This window comes from Nocardioides korecus (assembly GCF_054778395.1).
Window position 1 is genome coordinate 356,725 of record NZ_BAAGZO010000003.1, and the last position, 24,614, is coordinate 381,338.

Genomic DNA, 24,614 nt, shown 5'->3' on the forward strand with positions numbered 1-24,614 from the left:
GAGGGCGCCCCGTGGCGACCGACCCGGTGCCGGCCCACCGGGGCGGTGGAGGGCCTGAGCGTGGCACGCGTCACACCGCGCGATGGTCGCATCGGGCAACTACTCACCAGAACCACCCGTCCGGGCCATGCCGCCGGTCCCGGACGGAACCGTGCGGGGGCCCGGACGGGACCGGGTGAGCGGTCGGCGTCCGGGCCCCCGGGCGGGGTGCGGCTGGGTCAGGGCCCGGCGCAGGCGTCGGCGTCGAAGTGTCCGGGACTGCCCGGGTAGGGGCTGCCCGTGCCGTGGTCCTTCGCGTCGCCGGTCGTGGTCAGCGCCAGCTCGTCGTACGCCGAGGTGCCCGGCGTCGCGCTGTCCGCCGCGCGTCCCGACCCGGCCGGTCGGCCGGCACCGTTGCCGTCGGCCCACGACTGGAGGAACGACTGCACCGCGGGGGAGTGGTTGCGCACGTCGGTGAACCCGCCGTACGCCGCGTTGCAGTGGCTGTAGAGGTTGTAGACCCCGTTCCAGTCCATCAGCCGGTCACCCGGGTGGGGACCGTTCTCCGACAGGTCGGCCTGCATCACGTCGCGGTCCCACCCGCCGTAGATCCAGTCGACGCCCTGGTGGTGCTGGTTGTCGGCCAGCGTGGCGGGCACGGCCGGGTCGTCGTTGGCCCGGTCGGTCATCTCGAACCAGGAGCACGGGTCGGCGGTGTCGCCCTTCTGCGTCGTGGCCGGAGCGGCGCCGGTGGTGCAGGTGCGGCCGGTCAGGGCCGGCCCGGTGCCGTAGCTGCCGCGCGGACGCCAGTCGAGCACGTCGGCGTCCTTGCCGCCGGCGAGGTGGTCGACGAACTCCCCGTCCTTGCCGGGGTCGGCCTGGCAGTCGGTGTCGGTGGTGGCGCAGGTGCGACCCACGCCGCCCCAGAGCGCGTCGGCCCCGCGGTCGCCGAACACCGAGTCGCCCCCGGCGTCGCCGTTGACCAGGTCGTCACCGGCCCCTCCGTGGAGGCTGTCGCGCCCGTCGCCGCCGCGGATGCGGTCGGCGTCGCCGTACGTCGTGCCGTCCAGCGGCATCGGCGTGCTGGTCGCCGAGCCCACCAGGTCGGTGCCGTTCACGTCGTGCGCGAGGTCGGCCTCCCGGGTGACCGAGCCCTTGCGGCGCGAGGTCCACGAGACCGCCGGCGGTGAGTTGAGCGAGGTGACCACCGACCGGGAGCCGTCCTCGTAGCGGTCCTGGATCCCACCGCGGTCGCCGAGGATCGCGTCCTCGCCGGCCTGGCCGTACAGGGTGTCGGCCCCGAGCTCGCCGTACACGTCGTCGTCGCCCGCGCCGCCCCAGACGGTGTCGTTGCCGTCCTGGCCGTAGAGCACGTCGCGCCCGTCGTCGCCGGAGACCGTGTCGGCGCCCCAGGCTCCCGCCGTGTCGCAGGTGGCGGTCGCGCCGCTGCCCGACACCGGGCAGAAGCGGGTCGAGACGGCGTCCCCGCCGGCCACGCGGACCTTGGTGTCCCCGGGCCCGCCGGGGGCGAACCGCTGGGTGTAGACCCGGTCCTTCCCGTCGACCACGGACCGGGCCACCGCGCCGTCGTCGGCGACGACGAAGTCGTCCCCGCCGTCACCGTGGACGGTGTCGGCACCGTCGCGCATCCGGGCCGCGGCCCAGCCGCCCACGACGTCGTCCTGACCCTCCTTCGACGCAGCCGCGTCCACGGCCGGGGTCGACCACGCGGTCGCCGAGGCCGGCGCGGTGACCAGCTCGTCGGCGGTCAGTGGGGCGTCGCCGTGGAGGGCGTCCGCACCCCCGTCGCCCTCGAGGTAGTCGTCGTCGCCGCCGCCGCTGATCCGGTCGTCGCCGTCCTGGCCGAGCAGCTCGTCCACGCCGTCCTGGCCCGAGAGGGCGTCGGCGCCGGAGTGGCCGGCCGTCGCCGTCAGCGGGGTGGCGCTGTTGAGGTCGAGCAGGGTCACGGCGCGGCCGGGCACCAGGCCCGCACCGGTCGCGTCGGCGCGGTTGGTGCGCCAGTCCCGCCCGGAGAGCACGCGGGTCACCAGGCCGTTGTCGCCCAGCGCGAGGTCGTTGCCGCTGCCGCCGTAGACCGCGTCGGCGGTGTCGGGCTGGCCGACCCCGGTCGAGGTGGTCGAGGAGGAGCCGCCGACCACGTCGTCGTCCCCGCTCCCGCCGCGCACGAGGTCGGCGCCCTGGCCGCCCTCCACGTAGTCGGCGTCGGCCCCACCGTCGGTGTCGTCGTTGCCGCCCTGGCCGAGCAGGACGTCGTTGCCGGCACCGCCGTCGACCCGGTCGGCGCCCGAGGTGCCGGCCGTCGGGCTCTCGCCGAGGTCGAGCACCGTGGTCGTGCGCGGGGTGGTGACGCGGTTGACCGTCAGCGGGCTCGCGAGCGGGCTGCTGACCCCGTTGGTCAGCAGGCTGCTCATCGTGCCGCTCGCGGTCGTGCGGGAGACGGTGCCGTTGTCGGCCAGCACGACGTCCTGCCCGCCGCCACCGGAGACGGTGTCCCCGGCGTCGGGGCGCCCGACGCCGGTCGGGGAGGCCCCGCCGGCGGGGGTGGCGACCTCGGAGGAGCCGCCGACGAGGTCGTCGTCCCCGTCCTCGCCGGACACGCGGTCCGCGCCGGGCCCGCCCTCGGCGCTGTCGTCGCCGGCGCCGCCCGCGACGGTGTCGTCCCCGACGCCGCCCAGCAGCCGGTCGGCGTCGTCGCCGCCACCGAGGTAGTCGCCGCCGCCGACGGCGGCGTCCGAGGACCCCAGGTCGGTCGGGTACGGCGAGTCCGCGAGCACGTCGCTCTGCGCGTCGTCACCGACCACGACGTCGGCGCCACCGCCGCCCAGCAGCACGTCGGACCCGTCGGCACGGCCGGCCTTCGAGGTGCCGCCGAGCAGCACGTCGGCCTCGCCGCCGCCGTCGACCCAGTCGCCGCCCTGGTTGCCCTGGAGGCGGTCCGCGCCGGCCCCGCCGTAGAGCGCGTCGGCGCCGGCATGGCCGTAGACCTGGTCGTCACCGGCGTCGCCGTACGCCTGGTCGCCGCCGGACCCGCCCTGGACGAGGTCGGCGTCGTCGCCGCCGTAGAGGTGGTCGTCGCCGGCGTTGCCGCACACGCGGTCGCTGGCGCCCGAGGCGTAGACCCAGTCGTCGCCGCCACCGGCGTTGACCACGTCGACGCCGTTGCCGCCCTGCACGAGGTCGTTCCCGTCGTCGCTCGTCGGGGACTCCCCGGGCAGGTCGCTGACGGGGGAGGACTGAGCGGTGCAGCCGTCCTTGGTCGTGTCGCCGAAGATCTCCGAGGTCCCGTCCGACCCGTAGATGCGGTCGCTGCCGGTGCCGCCGACCAGCTTCTTCGGGCTGCTGCCCGCGCCGGGGAGCACCCGCACGTTGCGGGCACCGCCGAGCACGTCACTGGCGCTGCCGGGGGCGCCGACCGTCGCCGGCGCCGCGATCACGTAGTCGTCACCGGGACCGCCGTACAGCTCGTCGGAGCCGAGGCCGCCGGCGAGGACGTCGGCCTGGTCGCCGCCGAACACCGTGGCGTGCTGCGCGGCCGACGAGGCGGTGGTGACGAAGTCCTGCCCGTTGGATCCGTAGACCGTGTCCGAGCCCGCGCCGGTGTCGACGGTGTTCTTGTCGCCCTTCGCATCACCGGCGCCCGCACCGTCCTGACCGATGTCGTCGTGCGAGCCGGTGTAGAGCTTGTCGTCGGCCGAGCCGCTCTTGAGGGTGTCGCTGCCTGCGCCGCCGACGAGGGTGGAGGCGTGGGCGCGGTACAGGGCCTCGGAGTCCTTCGACCCGCCGGTCGTCCCGGCCTTGACGCCGACGGCGTCGGCGAGCACGGAGTCGTTGGCGGTGCCGATGGTGTCGTCACCGCCGTTGCCGGACAGGCGCACCTGCCCCAGGCCCGCCGCGATCTGGTCGTTGCCGTCCCCGGTCGAGGACACGGTGGCCGCGTCCCACGTCCCCGAGTCCGAGAGACCGGTTCCGCTGACCACGCCGTTCGCGGCGGCCGCGTCGCCCGTGAGCGGCTTGGTGCTGACCGACGTCTCGGTGGAGCCCAGGGCGCCGTCACCGGAGACCGTGTCGTTGCCGTTGCCGACGGTGATGGTGTCGTTGCCCGGACCGCCTGCGACGTGCGCCTGCCCGACATAGAGGGGCTTGGAGAGGTCGGTGCGGTCCAGGGTGGTGACGGTGTCGTCGCCCGCCCCGGAGTCGACCCAGGACTCACCCTCGCCCGTGCGGATCACGTCGGCGCCGCTGCCGGTGAAGACCACGGCCTTCTTGGTGAACGCGGTGAGCTTGTCGTCGCCGTTCGGCGGGGAGCCGCCGGTGAAGGTGACGGACAGGTTGCCCGCGTAGCCGCGGCCGTCCAGGACGACCGTGTCGATGGCGGTGCCGTCGGGATCGTCGAACGACTCGGTGATGCCCAGGCCGCGCAGCTCGACCGCCGCGGGGTGCTTGCCCGCGTCGTCGGCGTACGCCGGCACCTGGCGCACGACCCAGGTCTCGTTGGCCCCGTCGGCGTTCCACGCCTTGTCGCCGCGGGGACCGGACCCGCCGAGCTTGCCGGCGAAGACGTACAGCGCCTTGCCGCTCACGCCGCCCAACCGGGGCGGTGGGGGCGAGCAGTCGGGCTTGAGGGCGAAGTCGAGCAGCTTGAGGTTGACCAGGGTGAAGTCGAAGCTCACCGAGAACGGGCTGAAGCCGATCTCGACGAAGACCTTGACGTAGAGAGAGAGCTCTCCCCCCATGTTGAACAGGCAGATCGGGTTCCGGGCCGCGGTCGTGCCGAACTCGATCAGTCGGAACTTGCCGTCGTTGGTGGGGTCGTTCCAGTAGAAGCCGACGGTCAGCTTGATCCCGCCGATCACGCCGATCTGCAGGACGCCGAGCGAGACCGAGGCGCCGGCCTCGAGGTAACCGGTGAACTGCACGACCGGGATGGGGGTGCCGTCGTCGTCGACGGTCTTGAAGTAGAGGCTGTCCAGGACCTGCACGGCGCGGCCGCCCTCGGCCGCCTTGCGGATGCCGTAGGTGTCGAAGCCGGCGGCGACCCGCATGGTCACCGACGCGCCGCCCCCGATGACCATCATCACCGGCGGGGGTGCGTAGATCGGGCCGAATGACTTCTGGAACTGGAAGCCCAGCTGCAGCGGGCCGCTGTCGAACTCCACCAGCGGGATGTCGCCACCGGAGATGAGGTCGAAGAGCAGCGACGGCTTGCTCATCACCGGGATCGAGAGACCGGCGGGGAGCCCCCGGCCCACCTTGTCCTTGAGCGTGCCCGGAGCGCCGAGCTGCTTGGAGGAGTCGGTGTCGACGAGCTTCTGCGAGGCGGTGACGACGGGCGCGGTCGTGCCGACGAGCTGCTTCGCGGTGGCCGGGTTGGCCCGGGTCGTCGCGACCGTCGTCGGGCTGAGGTCGAAGCTCCCGACGTCGATGCCGCACGTGGTCGTGCTCGCGTCGCAGCTCACCCCGGCCGCCAGCTTCTTCACCGTGCGGATCGCGGACAGGAAGGGCTGGATCTTCGCGCCTCCCGGCACGGTGTTGAACGTGTCGGCCAGGGTCGCGATGGTCACCTCCTTGCCACCGGCGGCCTTGGAGAGGTCGGAGATCACCGGCATCGGGGTGAAGATCGTGTCGATGATGGGTTGCAGGGGCTTGGTCGCGTCGACCACCTGCTGCAGGTAGGGCTTGAGGGCCTTGCCGAAGAACGCGCCGGTGTCGAGGGTGACGTTGTTGAACTTCACCGAGAGCCCCGTGGTGCTGGACGCCGGGGTGCCGGCCGGCTGGCCGCTCCTGGCCCCCCAGCCCCAGAGCAGCCGCAGGTTGGTGCTGATGCCGGGCAGGGCCGCGTCGGCGGTCCCCTCCAGGTGCCAGTCGACGTCCACCTTGGCGTCGACGCTCACCGTGATCGCCTTGGCGATCGAGGTGCGGGCCAGCTCGGCCAGGGTGAGCACGCCGCCGGTGCCCTTGATGTCGATGCCGAAGTGGCCGACGAACTCAGGATTGTCGGTCCGCTTGGTCACGCCCACGTCGATGATCGCCAGCTGGGCCTTGAGGTCCGGGCCGGCGGCGGCCTTGTCGAGCTTGAGCGAGGCGCCGACCTCGAACTCGTCGTCGTCGGAGGTGTCGACGTAGAAGCCCTTGCTGCGGCTCATCCCGATCTTGACGTCGAGCGCCCAGCCGACCTTGCCGCTGACCGAGCCGGAGTCGCCGGTCTTGAGCGAGAGGCCGGGCAGGCCCAGGTCGACGGGGAGCTTGCCGCCCAGGCACGCGCCGCGGGTCTTGCTGTCCTCGCAGCCGTCCGACCCCGAGACGTCGCCCTGGCCCATCGTCAGGGCGATCGTGAGGCCCTCGACGCGGGTGGTGGGCAGGTCGTCGGTGCAGGGCCCGGCAGCAGGGATCTGGGGCGCGACGGTGCTGGCGACGTACGCCGGGGCCGGCGGGTTGGTGACGGGCAGGGGCACGCCCTTGTCGCGGAAGGTGGCCAGCGACTTGGTCGTCCCCACCGGGGTCGGCGTGGACCAGGTGGTGCCGCTCAGGGTGCTGCGCAGCACCCGGTAGCCGGTGGCACCGGCGGCGCGCCTCCACGTGACGGTGTTGTACTTCGTGCCGCTCAGCGTGCTGGCGTTCCGCACGCCGGGGTTGGTGCCGGTGGAGGTCGCCGCCGACGGCACGGAGTCCACCGTCTTGCCGGCGCTGTCGGTGAAGGTCGACACGACGCTGTAGCGGTACTGCGTGGTGTCCGCGGCGGTGGCCCCGGTCGCGGTCGCGACCGGGGCGACCGACGGCGGGTTCAGCGGGTTGGTCGTGGTCGTGCTGGTGCCGCTGCAGGTCAGGTCGAGCGTGACGCCGTCGGAGCCGTCGACCACGACGCCCAGCCGATCCGCGAGCTGCGTGGTGAGCAGCTTCTTGGCGTCCCCGACGTTGGTGGGGTCGCCGTACTTCTCCAGGAAGCCGTCGAGCTTCTTGCGGGCGGTGCCCATGAAGTCCGCGCCGGCCTGGAGGTCCTTGCCGATCACGGGCATCTCGCCGTTGTTCGAGGCGGTGCGCAGCGCGGTCTCGGCGTAGAACAGGTACTGCTGGAGGCCCTCGGTGAAGCTGCCGAACTTGAAGGGCGTGCCGGCCAGGAGGCTGGCCAGGACGGGGGGAGGTGTGACCTTCAGGCTCGTGCCCGTGAAGGTGCTCCTCAGGTCCCCGGAGCCGAGCGTGGCGGCCACCGTGAAGTGGTTGTCGTCCGCCTTCGGCGCCGCCGCGGCGCCGTTGACGTAGGTCGGGAAGTCGGCGCAGAGCACGAGGGTCTTGTCCGTGCACGCGCCGCCGTTGGTGACGGCGACCCCGAAGCCGCCGCCGAAGAAGCTGGTGATCGACGGGGTGGTGCCGGCCGCTGCGCTGGTCGCGCGGACGCCGAGTCCGGCCTTGACGCTGCCCGGGTCGGCCGCGGTGCCGAGCCCGAGGTTGACCGGCCCGAGGGTGGCCGCCAGGTGGGCGTCGTCGGCAGCGACCTTGACGCCGAAGTCGAGCGAGGTGCCGCTCTTGTCGACCAGGGTGTTCGTCAGGGGGGACTTCAGCGCGTTGCTGTTCAGCGGCAGGAGCAGACGGAGCTTGACGGTGCCGCTCGCCTCGACGCTGAGCTCGCCTCCGGCGTCCACGCCGACCAGCTGCTGGGCGCCGTCACCGAAGGTCAGGCTGACCGGGCGGGACACGGCGTACGACCGCTTCCAGGTGAGGTCGAGCCGCAGCCGCTCGGAGCCGGCGGCGCCCTGGAGGCCGAAGCCGATGGTGGAGCCGTTGCCCAGCGAGGCCTGGGCGGTGGCCAGGGCCTCCTGCAGGGTCGCAGGGGTCGCCGCGGTGAGCCGGTGCACGGCACCGAGCAGCTCGTTCTCCACCAGGTACGGCGTCGCGTCGACCGGCGCAGTCTTCAGCTGGGGCGCCAGCGCGAGGCTGGTGCCGTCCTGCGCCACGATGGTGGCCGAGGTCGAGCCGACCACGATCTGGCGTCCGACGAAGGCCTGGGTGAACTTCGAGCCGGGGTCGGTGAGCTTGGTGGTGGCCGGGACGGCCGGGGTGGCGCTGGTGGCCGCGGTCCCGGGGAGCTGCTCGTAGGTCACGCCGCCCGCGCCGCTCGCGCCTGCGCCGATCAGCTGACCCACCGAGGCGCCCACGAGCGGGATGGGGGTGTCGAGCCCGCCCCCGGTCATCGTGGTCAGGTTGCTGCCGGCGCCCTGGAAGGCGGCCTGGAGACCACCGAAGAGCGACGTCGGGTTCTCGGAGTCGAAGTTGAGGGCCTTGAGCAGGACGGCCTGGCCGGGGTTCGCGGCCGTCACCGTGAGGTCACCGTCGTCGATGCCGTCGGCGAGCGCGGCCACGGTGCCGGTGACCGTCAGCGGGGTGGAGCTCTTGCCCGTGCCGAAGGCGTCGGGCGCGTCGTCGACCTTCACGTCGAGGGCGGCGCTCACCGTGCCCCCCAGGGTCTGGGTGAACACCGCGGGGGCGTCCTTGCTGACGGCCTGCTGGCGCACCTTCTCCACGAAGGCCGGGACCGGGATGTCGCCGGTGTCGGTCAGCTTGACGGCCTGCAGGTGCTGGCCCGACGGGACCGTGAGCCCCACCGTGCCGCCGATCGAGAGGGCGAGGAAACCGCTGGTGGCCTTGATCTGGACCGGGGAGCTGACGGCGGCGTCGGCCACGAGCAGGTCGCGCGGGGACTGGCGCAGCATGACGCGGTCGGCGGCCAGGGGCAGCGAGGTGATCACGCGGCCCAGCCCGCTGGCCGCGTCGACCTGCTGGAAGGGGCACGGAGCGTTCGCGGCGCTGGGGTCGCAGTCCTGCACGGTCGCGCCCGAGGCGTCCTGGTAGGTCCTCGGTGCGCTGAGGTCGAGCGCCATCGGGAGGGTGGTCACGACGTCGGGCGAGATGGTGGCGGTCGAGAGGTCGGCGTTCGCGGTCTTGATGCCGGCGATCTTGAGCAGGCTGTCGGCCAGCTCGGGGGCACCGGTCTTGGGGTCAGCCGCCGCGATCGAGAACGAGGTGCCGTCGGCGGGCTGGCCCCCGACCCATCCGGAGGCGTCGAGGGTGAGGGCCGAGGCGCTGTCGACCTTGGCGATCGTGCCGGTCGAGGCGCCCGCGGTGACGTGGCGTCCGACGAGGTCGGGGCCCGCGGTGCCCGAGGGACCGTCGAGGTCGACCCCGGTCGCCGTCAGCCCCGTGGCGGAGTACGTGCCCGTGCCCGTGGTGGGGGCCCCGAGCACGTTGAGCTCGAGGTTCTTGGCCGAGCGGGTGGTTCGCACGGTGAAGCCGACGCGGCGCTGCGCGCTGTCGTACGCCGCGGCGTCGTCGCCACCGAGGACGTCGATGGTCCAGCCCGAGCCGGGGTACGCCGCGGAGTCCAGCGCCGCGAGCATGTCCTGGAGCGAGGCGAACTTGGGCTGGCCAGGGGTCTTGTCGGAGGTGTCGGCATCGGGCACCTGCTGGGCCAGGAAGGCCTTGATCCCGCCCACGGCGTCCACGGCGTTGGCCAGGGTGCCGCGCATCAGGGGCAGCTGGCCGTCCTGGGCGTTCTGCACGCCGATCACCGCGGAGGCCGCCTGGGACAGCCCGGCCGCGAGGTCGCGCGGGGTGAGGGTGAGGAACGGCTTGGCCGCGTCGTCCACGACCGCGGTGACCGCGGGTGCCTCGAAGGTGCCGGTGCCGGTCGAGGTCACGTCGACGGTGCCGCCGACGCTCGGTAGACCCGCGACCAGGCCCTTGTCGCGGGGCACCGCGACCAGGTGGCCGTCGACCGAGCCGGTGCGCGTCGCGGTGACCAGGCCGGTGCCGGCCCCCGCGGCGGACAGCTCGCCGTCACCGTCGGCGGCGGTCGCGGGGTTGTCGAAGGACAGCGAGCCGGCGGCGTCGTTGTCGGGGTTGGCCCACGCCGTGGTGACGGTGCTGTCCAGGTGGTAGTCGGCGGTCCCCGCGGCACCGACGACCTTGACGCCGAGGATGCCGAGCCCGGCCAGGAGGTCCTTGCCGTCGGGGAGGTCCGCGGTGGTGGCGATGGTCATCGACGGCTTGGTCAGGCTGGTCTGGGCGGTCGCCGGGTCGTAGACGAAGGTGAAGGACCCGGTCAGGGTGCCCGTGACCGTGATGCCGCCACCGGTCGAGAGGCTCAGCGTGCCGGCCTTGTCGCGCACGTCCAGGCCGGCGTCGGGGTCGGTGACAGTCCGGGTGAACCTCAGAGTGACCGCGTTGTCGGAGGGCCGGCTCGCGGTGAAGTCCCACCCACCGCCGTCGGCGCCGTCGAGGTAGCCGACCAGGTCGCCCAGGGTCGCCTGCGACCGGGCGGCCCCGAGCTGGCCGCCGCTGGCCAGGGCGCCGGAGAACGCCGTGCGCAGCCCGACGGAGCCGGCCGGCGTGACCGCCACGGTCGGCAGCTGCTGGGCCAGCGAGGTGCTCGAGGCGATCTGGGGGAGCACCTCGGAGGCGAAGCGGTCGAAGAAGCCGGTGACGCTGGCGGTGGCCGCGTCCTGCGGCGCGGCGTCGGCGGCCGGGGCGATCGCGACCCCGAGGGCGGCGAGGACGGTGAGCGAGACCGAGGCCGCGAGGGAGGACAGCAGACGTGACGGCACAGGAGTTCCCGAAGTTCCGGCTCAGGCACGCTGGACCTGAGGAGCGTCGGAGCACCGCTGTTCGGCCCCCCGTGGTGCCGGCCGACCACGAGGGTGAGCCGTCGAGCAGCGGTGGCCGGGCTGAGCTGCTCGACGTGGTCCGCTGGCGGGAGTCAGCCACAGGCGGGAACCTCCCGGACATGGTCCCTTCCGGCCATTGACGACGAACCCGGCGTGTGGTGGGGCCTGACCGAGGTCCGGGTACGCCTGAGAGTGGGCTGAGAGGCCCCCACGGATGGGGCTGCACGGGTGGCCGGGTGCCCGGTGGGTGAGACCCGGACGCCGGGCGGGACCGGTGGGTTAGACCAGCGGGCTCCCGGCGGCCGGCCGCGGTGCGGGACCGTCCGGCGTACGGCCTGGGTCGGGGGTGCCGAACGACGTCCTCGCGCGGGCCCTCCGTGCCATCCTGAGCCGCATGTGGGGTGTGATGGTCGGTGGTGTCGTGGGGCTGGTGCTCCTGGTCCTGGTCGCCACCTGGATGGGCCGTCAGCTGTCCAGCCGCTCGTGGCGCTCCTCGCGGGGCGCCTCGGGCGGGAGCGCGGGCGCCTGGGCCGGAGGTTCCTCGGGCGACGCCGGTGGCGGCTACCCGGACGGCGGCGGGCATGGCGGTCACGCCGGTCACGGAGGTGGTGGCCACGGCGGTCGCGGTGGCGGCGGTCACGGCGGCGGCCACGGTGGCGGTGACGGTGGCGGCTTCGGCGGGGGAGACGGCGGGGGCGGCGGTGGAGACGGCGGCGGCGGGAGTTGACGAGCGCGTCGTGGCGCCCCCGGCAGGACTCGAACCTGCGACCTAGAGATTAGAAGGCTCTTGCTCTATCCAGCTGAGCTACAGGGGCGGGGGGTCGGTGCCGCAGACCCTGCGCGACACCGGACCGGCTGTCGTGACTCGGGGCTGCCGGTCGACCTCTCGGGCAGGAGTATGCCGCAGGTGCCACCGGTCATCGGGAGGTGAGGGCCCGCAGCTGGGCCAGGACGGTGTCCTGGATCTCGGCCAGAGACCGCTCGTCGGGGTCGGTGACCCACTGCTCGAACGCGACGGTGAACACGGTCACGCCGAGACGGGCGGCGAGGGCGGCCTCGGGGTCGACGACGCCGCGGGCACGCAGCGCGTCGGCCCAGGCGTCGCCGAGGCCGTTGAGCTTGAGCTGCTCGCGCTCCTGGAGGCCGGGGTGGGCGGCGATCACGGCCCAGCGCCGCCGGGCGAAGGAACGCCGCTCGTCGGGGAAGAAGCCGGCCGCGTGCTGCAGGGTCGCGGCCACCACCTCGAGTGGGGTCGCGGACGCCGGGGCGGCCGACGACGCACCGAGGAAGGTGTCGAGGAACAGCTCCTGGCCGTCGAAGAGCACCTCGCGCTTGTCGGGGAAGTGGCGGAAGAAGGTGCGCTCGGTCACCCCGACCGCCGCGGCGATCTCGGCGGTGGAGGTCTGCTCGAACCCCTGGCGCTCGAAGAGGTCGAGCGCGGCTGCCTGCAACCGCTCCTTGGTGTCCGGCTCCCATCGACCCATGGCGCCATCGTAGTGATGTCAGTCCTTGACATCGAGGACTAGGCTGATGTCAGCGACTGACGACACGGTCGGTCGCGACGAGAAGGAGGAACACTCATGCGCGTCTTCGTCACCGGTGCCTCGGGCTGGATCGGCTCTGCCTCGGTCCGCGAGCTGCTGTCCGCGGGCCACGAGGTGGTCGGCCTGGCCCGCTCCGACAGGTCGGCCGCCGCCCTGGAGAGCTCGGGCGCCACCGTCCTGCGGGGCGACCTCGACGACGTCGACGGGCTCCGGGCCGGAGCCCGGGCCTCCGAGGCCGTGCTGCACCTGGCCAACAAGCACGACTTCGAGCACCCCGAGGTCTCCAACAAGGCCGAGCGCGACGCCGTCCAGGCGCTGCTCGACGAGCTCGCCGGCTCCGGCCGCCCGCTGCTGCTCGCGTCCGGCGTCGCGGTCCCGGGCCTGGACCGGCCTCTCGTCGAGGACGACCGCTCACCCTTCGACGGGCCCGACTCCCCGCGCGGGGGGACGGAGAACCTCGCGCTGTCGTACGCCGACCGCGGCGTGCGCCCGGTCTCGCTCCGCTTCGCGCCCACCGTGCACGGCACCGGTGACCACGGGTTCGTCGCCGCGCTGGTCGGCATCGCTCGCGAGCGCGGCGTCTCGGCGTACGTCGGCGACGGCACCGGTCGCTGGCCGGCCGTGCACGTGGACGACGCCGCCCGGCTCGTGCGCCTCGCGCTCGAGGACGCACACGGCCCCTCGGTGGTGCACGCCGTCGCCGAGGAGGGCGTGGCGACGCGCGCCATCGCCGAGGGCATCGGGCGACTACTGGACCTGCCGGTCACCTCGGTGCCGGCCGACGACGCGAGGGAGCACTTCGGCTGGCTCGGGATGTTCTTCGGCATGGACCTGCCGGCCTCGGCGGCGCTGACCCGCGAGCGGCTGGGCTGGACGCCGACGGGACCGACGCTGCTGGAGGACCTGGAGCGCGGGGCGTACGCCGGGGCCTGAGGCGCGCCCGGGACGTCACAGGGCGAGGGTGGTGAACAGCGTCGTCCCTCGTCCGAGATCCACCTCGGCCCGGTCGGTCTCGGTGAACCCGAGCGCGGCCAGGACGGGTCGCGACGGCGCGTTCCAGTCCCAGACCGTCGCCCACAGGCGCGGGTGACCCGCCGCCCGTGCGCAGTCCACGACCGCCCGACCGGCCTCGGTGGCGTACCCCCGTCCCCGCCTGCCCCGGCTCAGCCGCGCAGGCGCCCCATCCACTCCTCGATCGCGTCGGGGTCCCGCGGCAGCGCCGAGGACAGGTTGGACCAGCCGTCGGCGGTGACCACGATGTCGTCCTCGATCCGGATGCCGGTGCCGCGAAGCTCCTCGGGGACCAGGAGGTCGTCCTCCTGGAAGTAGAGCCCCGGCTCGACGGTCAGGACCATGCCCTCGGCGAGGTCGCCGCCGGGGTAGACGCCGGTGTCGGCGACCGCGCAGTCGTGGACGTCGAGGCCGAGCATGTGGCTGGTGCCGTGCAGGGTCCAGCGGGCGTAGACGCGGCTGTCGGGCGACAGCGCCTCCTCCGCGGAGACCGGCAGCAGGCCGAGGTCCTCCAGGCCGTGGGCGAGCACCGTCATGGCCGCCTCGTGGGTGCCCTTGATGGGGGCCCCGGGACGGACGGCGTCGATGCCGGCCTGCTGGGCCTGGAGCACCAGGGAGTAGAGGTCGCGCTGCAGCGGGGTGAAGGTGCCGTCGATGGGGAGCGTGCGCGTGACGTCGGCGGTGTAGAGCGAGGTGGCCTCCGCGCCCATGTCGAGCAGCACGAGCTGGCCGGGCACCATCGGGCCGGAGTTCTCGGTCCAGTGCAACGTCGTGGCGTGGGAGCCGCCGCCGACGATCGAGTCGTAGCCCAGGGCGTTGCCCATCACCCGTGCACGGCGGAAGAAGGTGCCCTCCACCCAGCGCTCGCCGTGCTCGAGCACGCGGTCCCACTCGCGCACCGAGTCCTCGAAGCCGAGCGTGGTGATGTCGCAGGCGTGCTGGAGCTGGCCCAGCTCCCACTCGTCCTTGACCAGCCGGAGCTCCGAGAGCACCCGGGCCAGGTCGGCGTCGCGGGCGTCACCCTGGCCGGCGGCCGCGTCGACCCGGGCGTCGACACCACGCAGGACCCGGGTCTTGGCGGTGCCGCCCAGCCGGTCGGCCAGCTCGTCGATGTGGCGGGTCTCGACGCCCAGGGAGTCCGAGATCTCGCGCAGGGAGGGCCGTCGACCGGTCCACAGCTCGCCGTAGACCCGGTCGCGGAAGAACTCGTCGCTTTCGCGCGAGCTGCGCGGACGGGCGTAGAGGACGGACTCGCCGTCCTCGACCACCAGCACGGCGTCGCTGGTCTGGTTGCCGCACAGGTAGGTGTGGGCGGTCTCGGCCCGGAACGGGTAGTCGGTGTCGTTCGAGCGCACCTTGAAGCCGCCGGCCGGGACCACCAGGCGCTCGCCGGGGAACTGCTCGGCCAGGCGCTGACGTCGTCCCGCGGCCAGGTCGGCGACCGGGTGGCGGGGCAGGTCGAGCTCGCGGTCGCCCCAGCCGGTGCGCATGAACGCCGAGTAGGCCTCGGGCACGGCCGGGTCGTGGCTCTCCACGTGGTCGGCAGGGTGGTCGGCAGGGTGCTTGGCGGGGCGCTCGGCAGCACCCTGCGGGGAGTCGTGCGAGGTCACGGGGCGCTGGGCATCGGAGGTGTCGCTCACCCGCGACACTCTACGACCGGGGCGTCGGCGGACGTCGATACGCTACGGCCATGCAACGACGCCGCAGCAACGCTGCCTTCTCGATCGCGGTGACGGTCGTGATGGCGATCGGGGCGGTCGTCATGGCGATCGTGCTGCTCCTCTCGGGGGCTCCCGGCGCCCTGGTCACGGGGGTCCTGCTCGCGCTGCTGCCCGTGGGTCCGCTCGTCGCGACCTACCTGTGGCTGGACCGCTACGAGCCCGAGCCGCGTTCGCTGCTCGCGCTCGGCCTGGGGTGGGGCGCGTTCGTCGCGACCTCGATCGCCCTGGTGCTGCAGGTCTTCGACCGCTTCCTGCTGGGGCAGGGCGACGCGTTCACCGCGACGGTCGTGGCTCCGCTGACCGAGGAGGGCGCCAAGGGGATGTTCATCCTCCTGCTGCTGTTCTTCCGCCGCCACGAGCTCGACGGCATCCTCGACGGGATCGTCTACGCCGGCATGGTCGGCATCGGCTTCGCCTTCACCGAGAACATCCTCTACCTGACCTCGGCGTACATGGGCCAGGACGGGCAGGCCGGCGGCGTCGGCAGCGCGGTCGGGCTGTTCATCGTGCGCTGCCTCTTCGGGCCCTTCGCCCACCCCTTCTTCACCGCCTTCACCGGCATCGGCATCGGCATCGCCGTCGGGTCGCGCTCCCGGGCGGTGCGCATCCTGGCGCCCGTGGGCGGCTACCTGGTCGCGGTCGCGGCGCACGCGGCCTGGAACGGCTCGCTGATGGTCGGCGGGGGCGCCAACGCCCTGGTCGCCTACGTCTTCCTGATGGTCCCGGCCTTCCTGCTGATGGCCGGCTTCGCGGTGTGGGTGCGCCAACGCGAGCGCGGCATCCTGGCCGCCGCCCTGCACGACTGCGCCCGGCGCGGCTTCGTCCACGAGGCGGAGATCCCGTGGCTGGCCCGCATCTCGGCGCGTCGCTTCGCCCGGCGTCACGCCGCTCGCGTCGGGGGGCCGGCCGCCCGGCGGGTGATGGTGGCCTACCAGACCGAGGCGATCGAGCTCGGCTTCCTCCACAGCCGGTTCCTGCGCGGCGTCGCGCCCGCCGACTTCGCGGTGGTGGGCCAGGAGCACGTGGAGCGGATGCGCGCGCTGCGTCCCCACCTGCTCTGGCCCCAGCCCACCCGACCTCTCCAGCAGCACGCCGGCCCGCCCGGCCCGCGCGGGCCCCTGCCCCCGGTGCCGGGGTACTCCCAGCAGCCCCACCCCGGCCACCAGGGCCAGACCCCACCCCCGCCCCACGGTCAGTCCGGAGCCCGCTGGTGAAGCACGAGAGCACGACCCCGGCCTCGGCCGACCGCCTGCTCAGCACGTTGACGACCCTGCGGGACGCCCTGGCCCAGCTGCGGCTGCCGCTGGAGGTGCCCGACGCGGAGCAGCAGCGCACCCAGCGCGGCGAGATGGTCGACCAGCTCGAGGACTACGTGCTGCCCCGGCTCGTCCAGATCGACGCGCCCCTGCTCGCCGTCGTCGGCGGCTCGACCGGGGCCGGCAAGTCCACCCTGGTCAACTCGGTGGTGGGGGAGCGGGTCAGCGAGCCGGGCGTCCTGCGCCCCACGACGCGCTCGCCCGTCCTGGTGCACCACCCCGAGGACCGGGAGTGGTTCGCCGACGCCCGGATCCTGCCCGAGCTCGAGCGCACCGACCGGCCCACGGCCGACCCGGGTGCGCTGCAGCTGGTCTCCTCGAGCTCGGTGCCCCGAGGGCTGGCCCTCCTCGACGCCCCGGACATCGACTCCGTCGAGGAGCGCAACCGCACCCTGGCCACCCAGCTGCTCGCCGCTGCCGACCTGTGGCTCTTCGTCACCTCGGCGGCCCGCTACGCCGACCAGGTCCCGTGGGACTTCCTGCGCCAGGCCGCCGAGCGCAGCGCGGCCGTGGCGATCGTGCTGGACCGCACGCCCGCCGACGCCGTGGAGGAGGTCGCCGGCCACCTGGCCCGGATGCTCACCCAGCGCGGCCTGAAGGACTCCCCGCTCTTCACCGTGGCCGAGGGGGCCCTCGACGACGAGGGCCGCCTGCCGGCCGGTGCGGTCTCGGACATCACCGGCTGGCTGCGCGAGCTCGGCGACGACGCGGGCGCCCGCTCGACGGTCGTGCGCCAGACCCTCGACGGGGCCGTGCGGTCCCTGGCCCGGCGCACGTTCGACCTCGCCGACGCCGCGCAGGCCCAGGTCGACGCCTCGGCCCGGCTGCGTCGCGACGTCGACGCGGCGTACGACCGGGCGCTGCGCGAGATCGACGAGGGCTCGGCCGACGGGACGCTGCTGCGCGGTGAGGTGCTGGCCCGGTGGCAGGACTTCATCGGCACCGGGGAGCTGCTGCGCAACCTGGAGTCCAAGGTCGGCTGGCTGCGCGACCGCGTCACCGACGCCTTCCGCGGGCGGCCCCAGGGCGCCGAGCGGGTCACCGTCGCGGTCGAGTCGGGCCTGCAGACGCTGCTCATCGAGCACGCCGAGGCGGCCGCCGAGCGGGCCGACGCCTCGTGGCGCTCCACCGCCGCCGGCGCCGAGGTCCTCGCGGCCGGGGGGCCGGACCTGTCCCGGGCGTCCCGTGACTTCCGCGAGCGCTCGGAGCGGATGGTCCGCGACTGGCAGGGCGGGGTGCTCGACCTGGTGCGCTCGGAGGGGGCCGACAAGCGCAAGACCGCCCGCTTCCTGTCCTTCGGCCTCAACGGGCTCTCGGTGGCGCTGATGGTGGTCGTGTTCGCCTCCACCGGCGGGCTGACCGGCGCCGAGGTCGGCATCGCCGGCGGCTCGGCGGTGATCGGGCAGAAGCTGCTCGAGGCCGTCTTCGGCGACGACGCCGTGCGCCGTCTGGCCGCCGCCGCCCGGCGCGACCTGCACGTGCGCACCGAGGTGCTGCTCGACCGGGAGCGGCGCCGCTTCCTGGACCTGCTCGACGGCCACGACGTCGCCGTGGCCGCCCCCGACCAGCTGCGCGGCCTGGCCCGCACGGTCGACGACCTGCGGCTCGAGTCCTCTGGAGGTACCCCATGAGCAGCCTGGTGGCAGGCGCCCGCAAGGTGCTGGGACGCACCGCCCCGCTGGAGGACCGGCTCGCCGGCCTCGAGCGGGCCGTCGAGTCCGGCCGCGGCCGGCTCGACGAGGAGCCGCTGGAGCGCGCGGCCCGCGTGTGCGAGCGCGCCGGCACCCGCCTGCGGCTCTCGGCCGACCACACCGTGGTGGCCCTGGCCGGGGCGACCGGGTCGGGCAAGTCCTCGACGTTCAACGCCCTGGCCGGCCTCGAGCTGTCCGCGGTGGGCGTACGCCGTCCGACGACGTCGAACGCGACCGCCTGCCTGTGGGGCGAGGACCCGGCCGACCCGCTGCTGGACTGGCTGGAGATCCCGGAGCGGCACCGCGTCCGCCGCGACTCGCTCCTCGACGCCGACCGGCGCGAGCGGGCGCTCGACGGCCTGGTGCTCCTGGACCTGCCCGACCACGACTCCACCGAGGTGGCCCACCACCTGGAGGTCGAGCGCCTGGTCGGGCTGACCGACCTGATGGTGTGGGTGCTGGACCCGCAGAAGTACGCCGACGCGGCCGTCCACCGGCAGTTCCTGGCCCCGCTGGCCGGCCACTCCGAGGTGATGCTGGTCGTGCTCAACCACGTCGACGAGGTCGCGCCCGCCCGACGCCCCGCGCTCCTGGAGGACGTGCGCCGCCTGCTGGTCGCCGACGGCCTGACCGACGTCCCCGTCCTGGCCACCTCGGCCCGGACCGGCGAGGGGATCGAGGAGCTGCGCGCCGAGATCGCCCGCCGGGTCCGCGACAAGGCCGCGACCCGGGCCCGTCTCGCCGGCGACGTGTCCTCGGCCGCGGCCGGCCTGGCCGCGGTCAGCGGCGACGCCGCTCCGCGCGAGCTGGGCAGCAAGGACCGGCGCGAGCTGGTCGAGGCGCTGACCGGCGCGGCCGGGGTGCCGATCGTCGTCGACGCCGTCCAGCAGGCCGCCACCGTGCGGGCCCGGGCCGCGACCGGCTGGCCCCTGACCGCCTGGGTGGGTCGGCTCAAGCCCGACCCGCTGCGACGCCTGCGGCTGGACAAGCGCACCACGGGCCAGGACCTGATCGCCGCCTCGCGCACCTCGCTGCCGCGCACCGGCGTGGTGCAGCAGGCCCGGGTCGAGTCCACGGTCCGCGACCTGTGCGACCGGGTCTCGACCGGGCTGACCCCGGCCTGGCAGCGCTCGGTGCGGCGCGCCTCGACCTCGCGCTTCCCCGACCTCGGCGACCGCCTCGACAAGGCCGTCACCACCACCGACCTGGGGGTCGCGGGCATCCCGCTGTGGTGCCGCGGTGTGCGCGCCCTGCAGTGGGCGCTGTTCGCGGTGACCGTGGTCGGGGTGCTGTGGCTGGCCGGCCTGGCGCTGGTGGGCTACCTCCAGCTCGGTGACCTCGGGGCCCCCGACTACCAGGGGCTGCCCGTGCCGACCCTGATGCTGATCGGTGGCGTGGTCCTGGGGGTGGCCCTGGCCCTGGTGTCCCGGCTCTTCATCTCCGTCGGGGCGCGCTCGCGGGCCCGCCGGGCGGAGAAGCGGCTGCGGGCAGCGGTGGCCGAGGTCGCCGAGGAGCTGGTGGTGACCCCGGTCGTGGAGGAGCTGGCGGCCCACCGCGCCACCCACGACGGCCTGCGCGCCGCCCGCGGCTGACCTCCGGTCGAGGTTCCCCGCGGGCGCGTCGTCCACAGGGGCCTCGCCGAGGCGCGTCGTCCACAGCCCCCCGGCGTACGCCGCCCCGGAGTCGGCCGCGCCCGCTGGACTGTCCTCCACACGCCACACCAAGGAGGCAGCACCATGAACGAGTCCTACGTGACCCTGCAGGGCTGGGTCGGAGCCGACGTCGACGTCCGGGAGGTGGGGGACACCCCGGTGGCCTCGTTCCGGATCGGGTCCACCCCGCGCTACCAGCGTGCCGGCACGTGGGTGGACGGTGAGACCTCCTGGTACACCGTCAACTGCTGGCGGGTCCTGGCCCGCCACGTCGCCGAGTCGGTGCACCGCGGTGACGCGGTCGTGGTCCACGGCCGGGTCCGCACCGACGTCTGGGACCGCGAGGACGGCACCCGGGCGGTGGCCTGGGTGGTCGACGCGACCTTCGTGGGTCACGACCTGACCAAGGGCACCAGCGCCTTCACCAAGGCGCCGGCGGCCCGGACCGCCCGTCCGGTGGGCGACCCCCGCCAGGCCGAGGAGGTGCGCGAGGTGGTCCACGCCTACGGCGCCGAGGGCCCCCAGCTCGACGCCGACGGCGTGCCGGTCACCACGGCGGCCTGAGGCTCCTGCCGCGCCCGGCCGCGGGGCCCCGGGACCCCGTCCCGGCCCCCGTCGGCAGGTTTCGCCTGAGACGGGGGTGGGCCTCTAGGCTGGGACCACCATGGAATACGTCTACACGCTGCACAACGTCCGCAAGGCCCACGGCGACAAGGTGGTGCTCGACAACGTCACGCTGTCGTTCCTGCCCGACGCCAAGATCGGTGTCGTGGGTCCCAACGGCACCGGCAAGTCCACCCTGCTCAAGATCATGGCCGGGCTGGAGCGGGCCAACAACGGCGACGCGATGCTGGCGCCGGACGCGACGGTCGGCATGCTCCAGCAGGAGCCGCCGCTGACCCAGGGCGCGACCGTGCTGGCCAACGTCGAGGAGGCCGTCGGCGAGATCAAGGGCAAGCTCGACCGCTACAACGCGATCTCCGAGGAGCTGGGCGCTCCCGACGCCGACTACGACACGCTCCTCGCCGAGATGGGCGACCTGCAGACCGACCTGGACCACGCCAACGCCTGGGACCTCGACAGCCGCCTCGACCAGGCCATGGACGCGCTGCGCTGCCCGCCGCCGGACGCGATCGTGGACAACCTCTCCGGTGGTGAGCGTCGCCGGGTGGCGCTGTGCAAGCTGCTGCTGCAGCAGCCCGACCTGCTGCTCCTCGACGAGCCCACCAACCACCTCGACGCCGAGTCGGTCCAGTGGCTCGAGGGCCACCTGGCCAACTACCCGGGCGCCGTCCTGGCGGTCACCCACGACCGCTACTTCCTCGACAACGTGGCCACCTGGATCCTCGAGCTCGACCGGGGCCAGACCCACCCCTACGAGGGCAACTACACGACCTACCTGCAGACCAAGAAGGACCGCCTCAAGATCGAGGGGCAGAAGGACGCCAAGCGCGCCAAGATGCTCGAGCGCGAGCTGGAGTGGGTCCGCTCCAACGCCAAGGCCCGGCAGACCAAGAGCCGGTCGCGCCTGGCGCGCTACGAGGAGATGGCGGCCGAGGCCGACCGGATGCGCAAGATCGACACCTCCGAGATCAACATCCCCGCGGGTCCCCGCCTGGGCGACGTGGTCCTCGAGACCAGCCACCTGCGCAAGGGCTTCGGCGACCGGATCCTGATCGACGATTTGTCCTTCAGCCTGCCGCGCGCCGGCATCGTCGGCGTGATCGGCCCCAACGGCGTCGGCAAGACCACGCTGTTCAAGATGATCGTCGACCAGGAGCAGCCCGACCAGGGCGACCTGACCGTCGGCAAGACGGTGAAGATCTCCTACGTCGACCAGAGCCGCGGCGGGCTCGACGCCAGCAAGAACGTCTGGGAGGTTGTCTCCGACGGTCTCGACTTCATCAAGGTCGCCAACTTCGAGATGAACTCGCGCGCCTACGTCGCGTCGTTCGGCTTCAAGGGCCCCGACCAGCAGAAGAAGGCCAACGTGCTCTCCGGTGGTGAGCGCAACCGGCTGAACCTGGCGCTGACCCTGAAGATGGGCGGCAACATGCTGCTCCTCGACGAGCCCACCAACGACCTGGACGTCGAGACCCTGTCCTCGCTCGAGGACGCGCTGCTGGAGTTCCCCGGCTGCGCGGTCATCACCTCCCACGACCGGTGGTTCCTGGACCGCACCGCGACCCACATCCTGGCCTGGGAGGGCACCGCCGACGAGCCCGGCAACTGGTTCTGGTTCGAGGGCAACTTCGCCTCCTACGAGGCGAACAAGATCGAGCGCCTCGGCGTCGAGGCCGCGCGTCCGCACCGCGTCACCCACCGTCGCCTCACCCGCGACTGACGGCTCCCTCGGCGACGCCCGACGTCCGCTGCTCCCGGCCCACCTCGCGGTGGTGCCGGGTCAGCGGATGTCGGCGTCCTGCGGCAGGCCGGTCAGCAGCCGGTCGCTGGCCTCGTTGAAGATCCGTCCCAGGGCGGCGAAGTCCGCCGGCGAGGCGAGGTCGACGATGTGCTCGCGCACACCGCGCACGTGCGTCACCGCAGCCGCCTGCAGGACCGTGCGGCCCCGGTCGGTCATCACGGCCTCGACGCCGCGGCCGTCGGAGGTCGAGGCCTCGCGCACGACGAGGCCGGCCTTCTGCATCCGGGCCACGGTGTGGGTCACGCGGCTGCGCGAGTGCGACATGGAGTCGGCCAGGATGGCCATCCGGAGACGCCCGCCGCTGGCCTCGGAGAGGCGCACGAGGATCTCGTACTCGCTGAAGGACAGGTCGTGCTCCTCGCGGAGCTCGCGGTCCAGCCGGTGCAGCAACAGCTCGGTGCCCATGATGTAGGCGCGCCACGCCCCCTGCTCCTCGGCGGTGAGCCACCGCACGTCCCCCCCACTCGTCATGGGCGAAGTGTAGGTGCCCAGGCACCCCGAGCCCTCCCCCTCAGGGGTGCTCGGGGTGTCTGGTGCACACGTGTTCGCCCAGTTCAGCGGCGTACGCCGGGGCGACCGGGGATCAGGACATCCGCTCCAGGATCATCGCCATGCCCTGGCCGCCACCGACGCACATCGTGATCAGGCCGGTCTGCTTGTCGTGCCACTTCATCGAGTTCAGCATCGTGTTCTGCAGCCGGGCGCCGGTCATGCCGAAGGGGTGGCCGACCGCGATCGCGCCGCCGTTGACGTTGAGGCGGTCGATGTCGATGCCGAGGTCCTGGTAGGACGGGACGACCTGCGCGGCGAACGCCTCGTTGATCTCGACCAGGTCGATGTCGTCGATGCTCATGTTCGCGTGCTTGAGGGCCTGCTTGGTCGCCTCGACCGGGCCGAGGCCCATGATCTCGGGGGAGAGGCCGGTGACGCCGGTGGACACGATCCGGGCGAGCGGGGTCAGGCCCAGCTCCTTCGCGCGGGTGTCCGACATGACGATCACGGCGGCCGCGCCGTCGTTGAGGGCGCAGCAGTTGCCGGCCGTGACGACGCCGTCGGGACGGAACACCGGCTTGAGCCCGGCGATGGCGTCGTAGGTGACGCCGGCGCGGGGGCCGTCGTCGGCGGTGACCTCGACGCCGCCGGGGGTCGTGACCGGGGTGATCTCGTTGGCCCAGAAGCCGTCGGCGATCGCCTTCTCGGCCAGGTTCTGGCTGCGCACGGCGAACTCGTCGAGCTCCTTGCGGTCCAGGCCGCGCAGGCGGGCGACGTTCTCGGCCGTCTGGCCCATCGCGATGTAGATGTCGGGCAGCTCGCCGTCCTCGCGCGGGTCGTGCCAGTCCTGGCCGCCCTCGGCGGTCTTCTTGGTGCGCGCCTCGGCGGTCTCGAACAGCGGGTTGCGGGTGCCGGGCAGGTGGTCGGAGGTGCCCTTGGCGAAGCGGGAGACGGTCTCGACGCCGGCGGAGATGAAGGCGTGGCCCTCGCCGGCCTTGATGGCGTGGAAGGCCATCCGCGAGGTCTGCACCGAGGAGGAGCAGTAGCGGGTCACCGTGGCGCCGGGGATCTCGTAGCCCAGCAGGGTCGAGACCACGCGGGCCATGTTGTTGCCGGACTCGCCGCCGGGCAGGCCGCAGCCCAGGATCAGGTCGTCGATGGTCGCCGGGTCGAGCTCGGGGATCTTCTCCAGCGCGGCCCGCACGATCAGGGCGGACAGGTCGTCGGGACGGAACTCGGTCAGCGAGCCCTTGTTGGCGCGGCCGATGGGGGAGCGTGCTGCCGACACGATGACTGCCTCGGGCATGGGTTCTCCTGCTCGTGAGTGGGTGGTGCGGGAACGGGTCCCCCGTGCGCCGGAGGGCGGGCCCCCGGCGTACGACGTTGGACCCCGGCCACCCTAGACGGGCCCCTCGCCGGGGTGGGGCCGAAGGGGGCAGCTGCCGACGCGGCAGGGAGCGCTCGGTCCCGGGCCGATCAGGCCGGGTGCGCCCCCAGGAGCGCCTCGAGCAGCTCGGTCAGGCTCGCCTCCAGGGCCTCCTCGCGGTGCTCGGGGTCCTGGCGCAGGGCGCGCAGGAGCACGCCGTCCAGGGCGGCGATCAGGGTGCCGGCGCGGGCCCGGAGGTCCTCCCCGTCGCGCTGCAGGGAGACCATTGCGTGGGCCACGAGGTCGACGAGCTGCTCGGACTGCCGCGCGAAGACGGCGGCGAGCTCGGGCTGGCGCACCCCCTCCAGCGTCAGCTCCATCCGGGCGAGGAGCAGGCCGGGGTCGGCCAGCCAGCCCCGCAGCAGCGCGGAGGTCTCGGCCAGGGCCGACCCGGGGGGACCGCTGCGCGTGCTCTCCGCCTCGATCCGGTGCGTGGCCTGCTCGATGTCGTCGGCGAACCGCGCGGCGACGTGCTCGGACAGGGCGGTCAGCAGCGCCAGCCGGGTCCGGAGGTAGGCCGAGCAGGTGCCCTCGGGCAGCCCGGCCTCCCGGTCGACGGCCCGGTGCGTGAGCCCCCGGAGGCCGGCTCCCGCGACCACCCGTGCCGCGGCCTCGAGGAGGACCTGCTGACGGGGGGAGGGGCGTGGCGTGGCCGTCACGACCGGCCCCCGGCCCGACGTG

14 protein-coding genes and 1 tRNA gene are annotated in these 24,614 nt (G+C 73.7%); 7 read left to right on the forward strand and 8 right to left on the reverse strand.

Features of this window, described 5'->3' with window-relative positions; genetic code table 11:
• Positions 1–218: 218 nt before the first annotated feature.
• Positions 219–10,595 (reverse strand): hypothetical protein, encoded by a 10,377-nt coding sequence (locus tag ACYVDA_RS07920; protein WP_460816906.1) that lies wholly within the window; start codon positions 10,593–10,595, stop codon positions 219–221.
• A gap of 454 nt (positions 10,596–11,049) precedes the next feature.
• Between ACYVDA_RS07920 and ACYVDA_RS07925 the strand changes: the two genes are divergently transcribed.
• On the forward strand, positions 11,050–11,382 hold the full coding sequence (locus tag ACYVDA_RS07925; RefSeq protein ID WP_460816908.1) for a hypothetical protein: 333 nt from the start codon (positions 11,050–11,052) through the stop codon (positions 11,380–11,382).
• 11 nt (positions 11,383–11,393) lie between these two features.
• Here the strand turns inward: ACYVDA_RS07925 and ACYVDA_RS07930 are convergent.
• Positions 11,394–11,470, reverse strand: a tRNA-Arg gene (locus ACYVDA_RS07930).
• Positions 11,471–11,572: 102 nt separating this feature from the next.
• Positions 11,573–12,139 carry a TetR/AcrR family transcriptional regulator gene (locus ACYVDA_RS07935; RefSeq protein WP_460816910.1) on the reverse strand — a complete coding sequence of 189 codons (567 nt, stop codon included), beginning with the start codon at positions 12,137–12,139 and terminating at the stop codon, positions 11,573–11,575.
• A gap of 96 nt (positions 12,140–12,235) precedes the next feature.
• On the opposite strand from ACYVDA_RS07935, the gene ACYVDA_RS07940 reads away from it, so the two are divergent.
• Entirely contained in the window at positions 12,236–13,132 is an 897-nt protein-coding gene (locus tag ACYVDA_RS07940) for an SDR family oxidoreductase (protein ID WP_460816912.1), read from the forward strand.
• Between the two features lie 15 nt (positions 13,133–13,147).
• On the opposite strand, the gene ACYVDA_RS07945 is transcribed toward ACYVDA_RS07940, so the two are convergent.
• On the reverse strand, positions 13,148–13,387 hold the full coding sequence (locus tag ACYVDA_RS07945; RefSeq protein WP_460816915.1) for a GNAT family N-acetyltransferase: 240 nt from the start codon (positions 13,385–13,387) through the stop codon (positions 13,148–13,150).
• Positions 13,363–14,850, reverse strand: coding sequence for an aminopeptidase P family protein (locus ACYVDA_RS07950; RefSeq protein WP_460816917.1), 1,488 nt, complete (start codon positions 14,848–14,850; stop codon positions 13,363–13,365). Before ACYVDA_RS07950 ends, ACYVDA_RS07945 begins: the two co-directional genes overlap by 25 nt.
• Positions 14,851–14,900: 50 nt before the next feature.
• On the opposite strand from ACYVDA_RS07950, the gene ACYVDA_RS07955 reads away from it, so the two are divergent.
• From ACYVDA_RS07955 to ettA, 5 genes are all read left to right on the forward strand, one after another.
• Positions 14,901–16,145 (forward strand): PrsW family intramembrane metalloprotease, encoded by a 1,245-nt coding sequence (locus tag ACYVDA_RS07955; protein WP_460816921.1) that lies wholly within the window; start codon positions 14,901–14,903, stop codon positions 16,143–16,145.
• The gene (locus tag ACYVDA_RS07960) at positions 16,142–17,878 is read left to right on the forward strand and encodes an ABC transporter (protein ID WP_460816923.1); all 1,737 of its coding nucleotides are present in this window, start codon (positions 16,142–16,144) and stop codon (positions 17,876–17,878) included. The genes ACYVDA_RS07955 and ACYVDA_RS07960 overlap by 4 nt, the downstream gene beginning before the upstream one ends.
• Complete coding sequence (locus ACYVDA_RS07965; RefSeq protein ID WP_460816925.1) at positions 17,875–19,530, forward strand: P-loop NTPase family protein; 1,656 nt, start codon at positions 17,875–17,877, stop codon at positions 19,528–19,530. Before ACYVDA_RS07960 ends, ACYVDA_RS07965 begins: the two co-directional genes overlap by 4 nt.
• Positions 19,531–19,674: 144 nt before the next feature.
• Positions 19,675–20,154 carry a single-stranded DNA-binding protein gene (locus tag ACYVDA_RS07970; RefSeq protein WP_460816926.1) on the forward strand — a complete coding sequence of 160 codons (480 nt, stop codon included), beginning with the start codon at positions 19,675–19,677 and terminating at the stop codon, positions 20,152–20,154.
• Positions 20,155–20,254: 100 nt separating this feature from the next.
• Entirely contained in the window at positions 20,255–21,934 is a 1,680-nt protein-coding gene (gene ettA / locus ACYVDA_RS07975; RefSeq protein ID WP_460816930.1) for an energy-dependent translational throttle protein EttA, read from the forward strand.
• A gap of 60 nt (positions 21,935–21,994) precedes the next feature.
• Here the strand turns inward: ettA and ACYVDA_RS07980 are convergent, their stop codons facing one another.
• The 3 genes from ACYVDA_RS07980 to ACYVDA_RS07990 form a co-directional block, all read right to left on the reverse strand.
• Complete coding sequence (locus tag ACYVDA_RS07980; protein ID WP_460816934.1) at positions 21,995–22,486, reverse strand: MarR family winged helix-turn-helix transcriptional regulator; 492 nt, start codon at positions 22,484–22,486, stop codon at positions 21,995–21,997.
• Positions 22,487–22,598: 112 nt separating this feature from the next.
• Positions 22,599–23,813: an acetyl-CoA C-acetyltransferase gene (locus ACYVDA_RS07985; protein WP_460816936.1), complete on the reverse strand. Its 1,215-nt coding sequence runs from the start codon at positions 23,811–23,813 to the stop codon at positions 22,599–22,601.
• 170 nt (positions 23,814–23,983) lie between these two features.
• Entirely contained in the window at positions 23,984–24,592 is a 609-nt protein-coding gene (locus ACYVDA_RS07990) for a TetR/AcrR family transcriptional regulator (RefSeq protein WP_460816939.1), read from the reverse strand.
• Positions 24,593–24,614 lie beyond the last annotated feature (22 nt).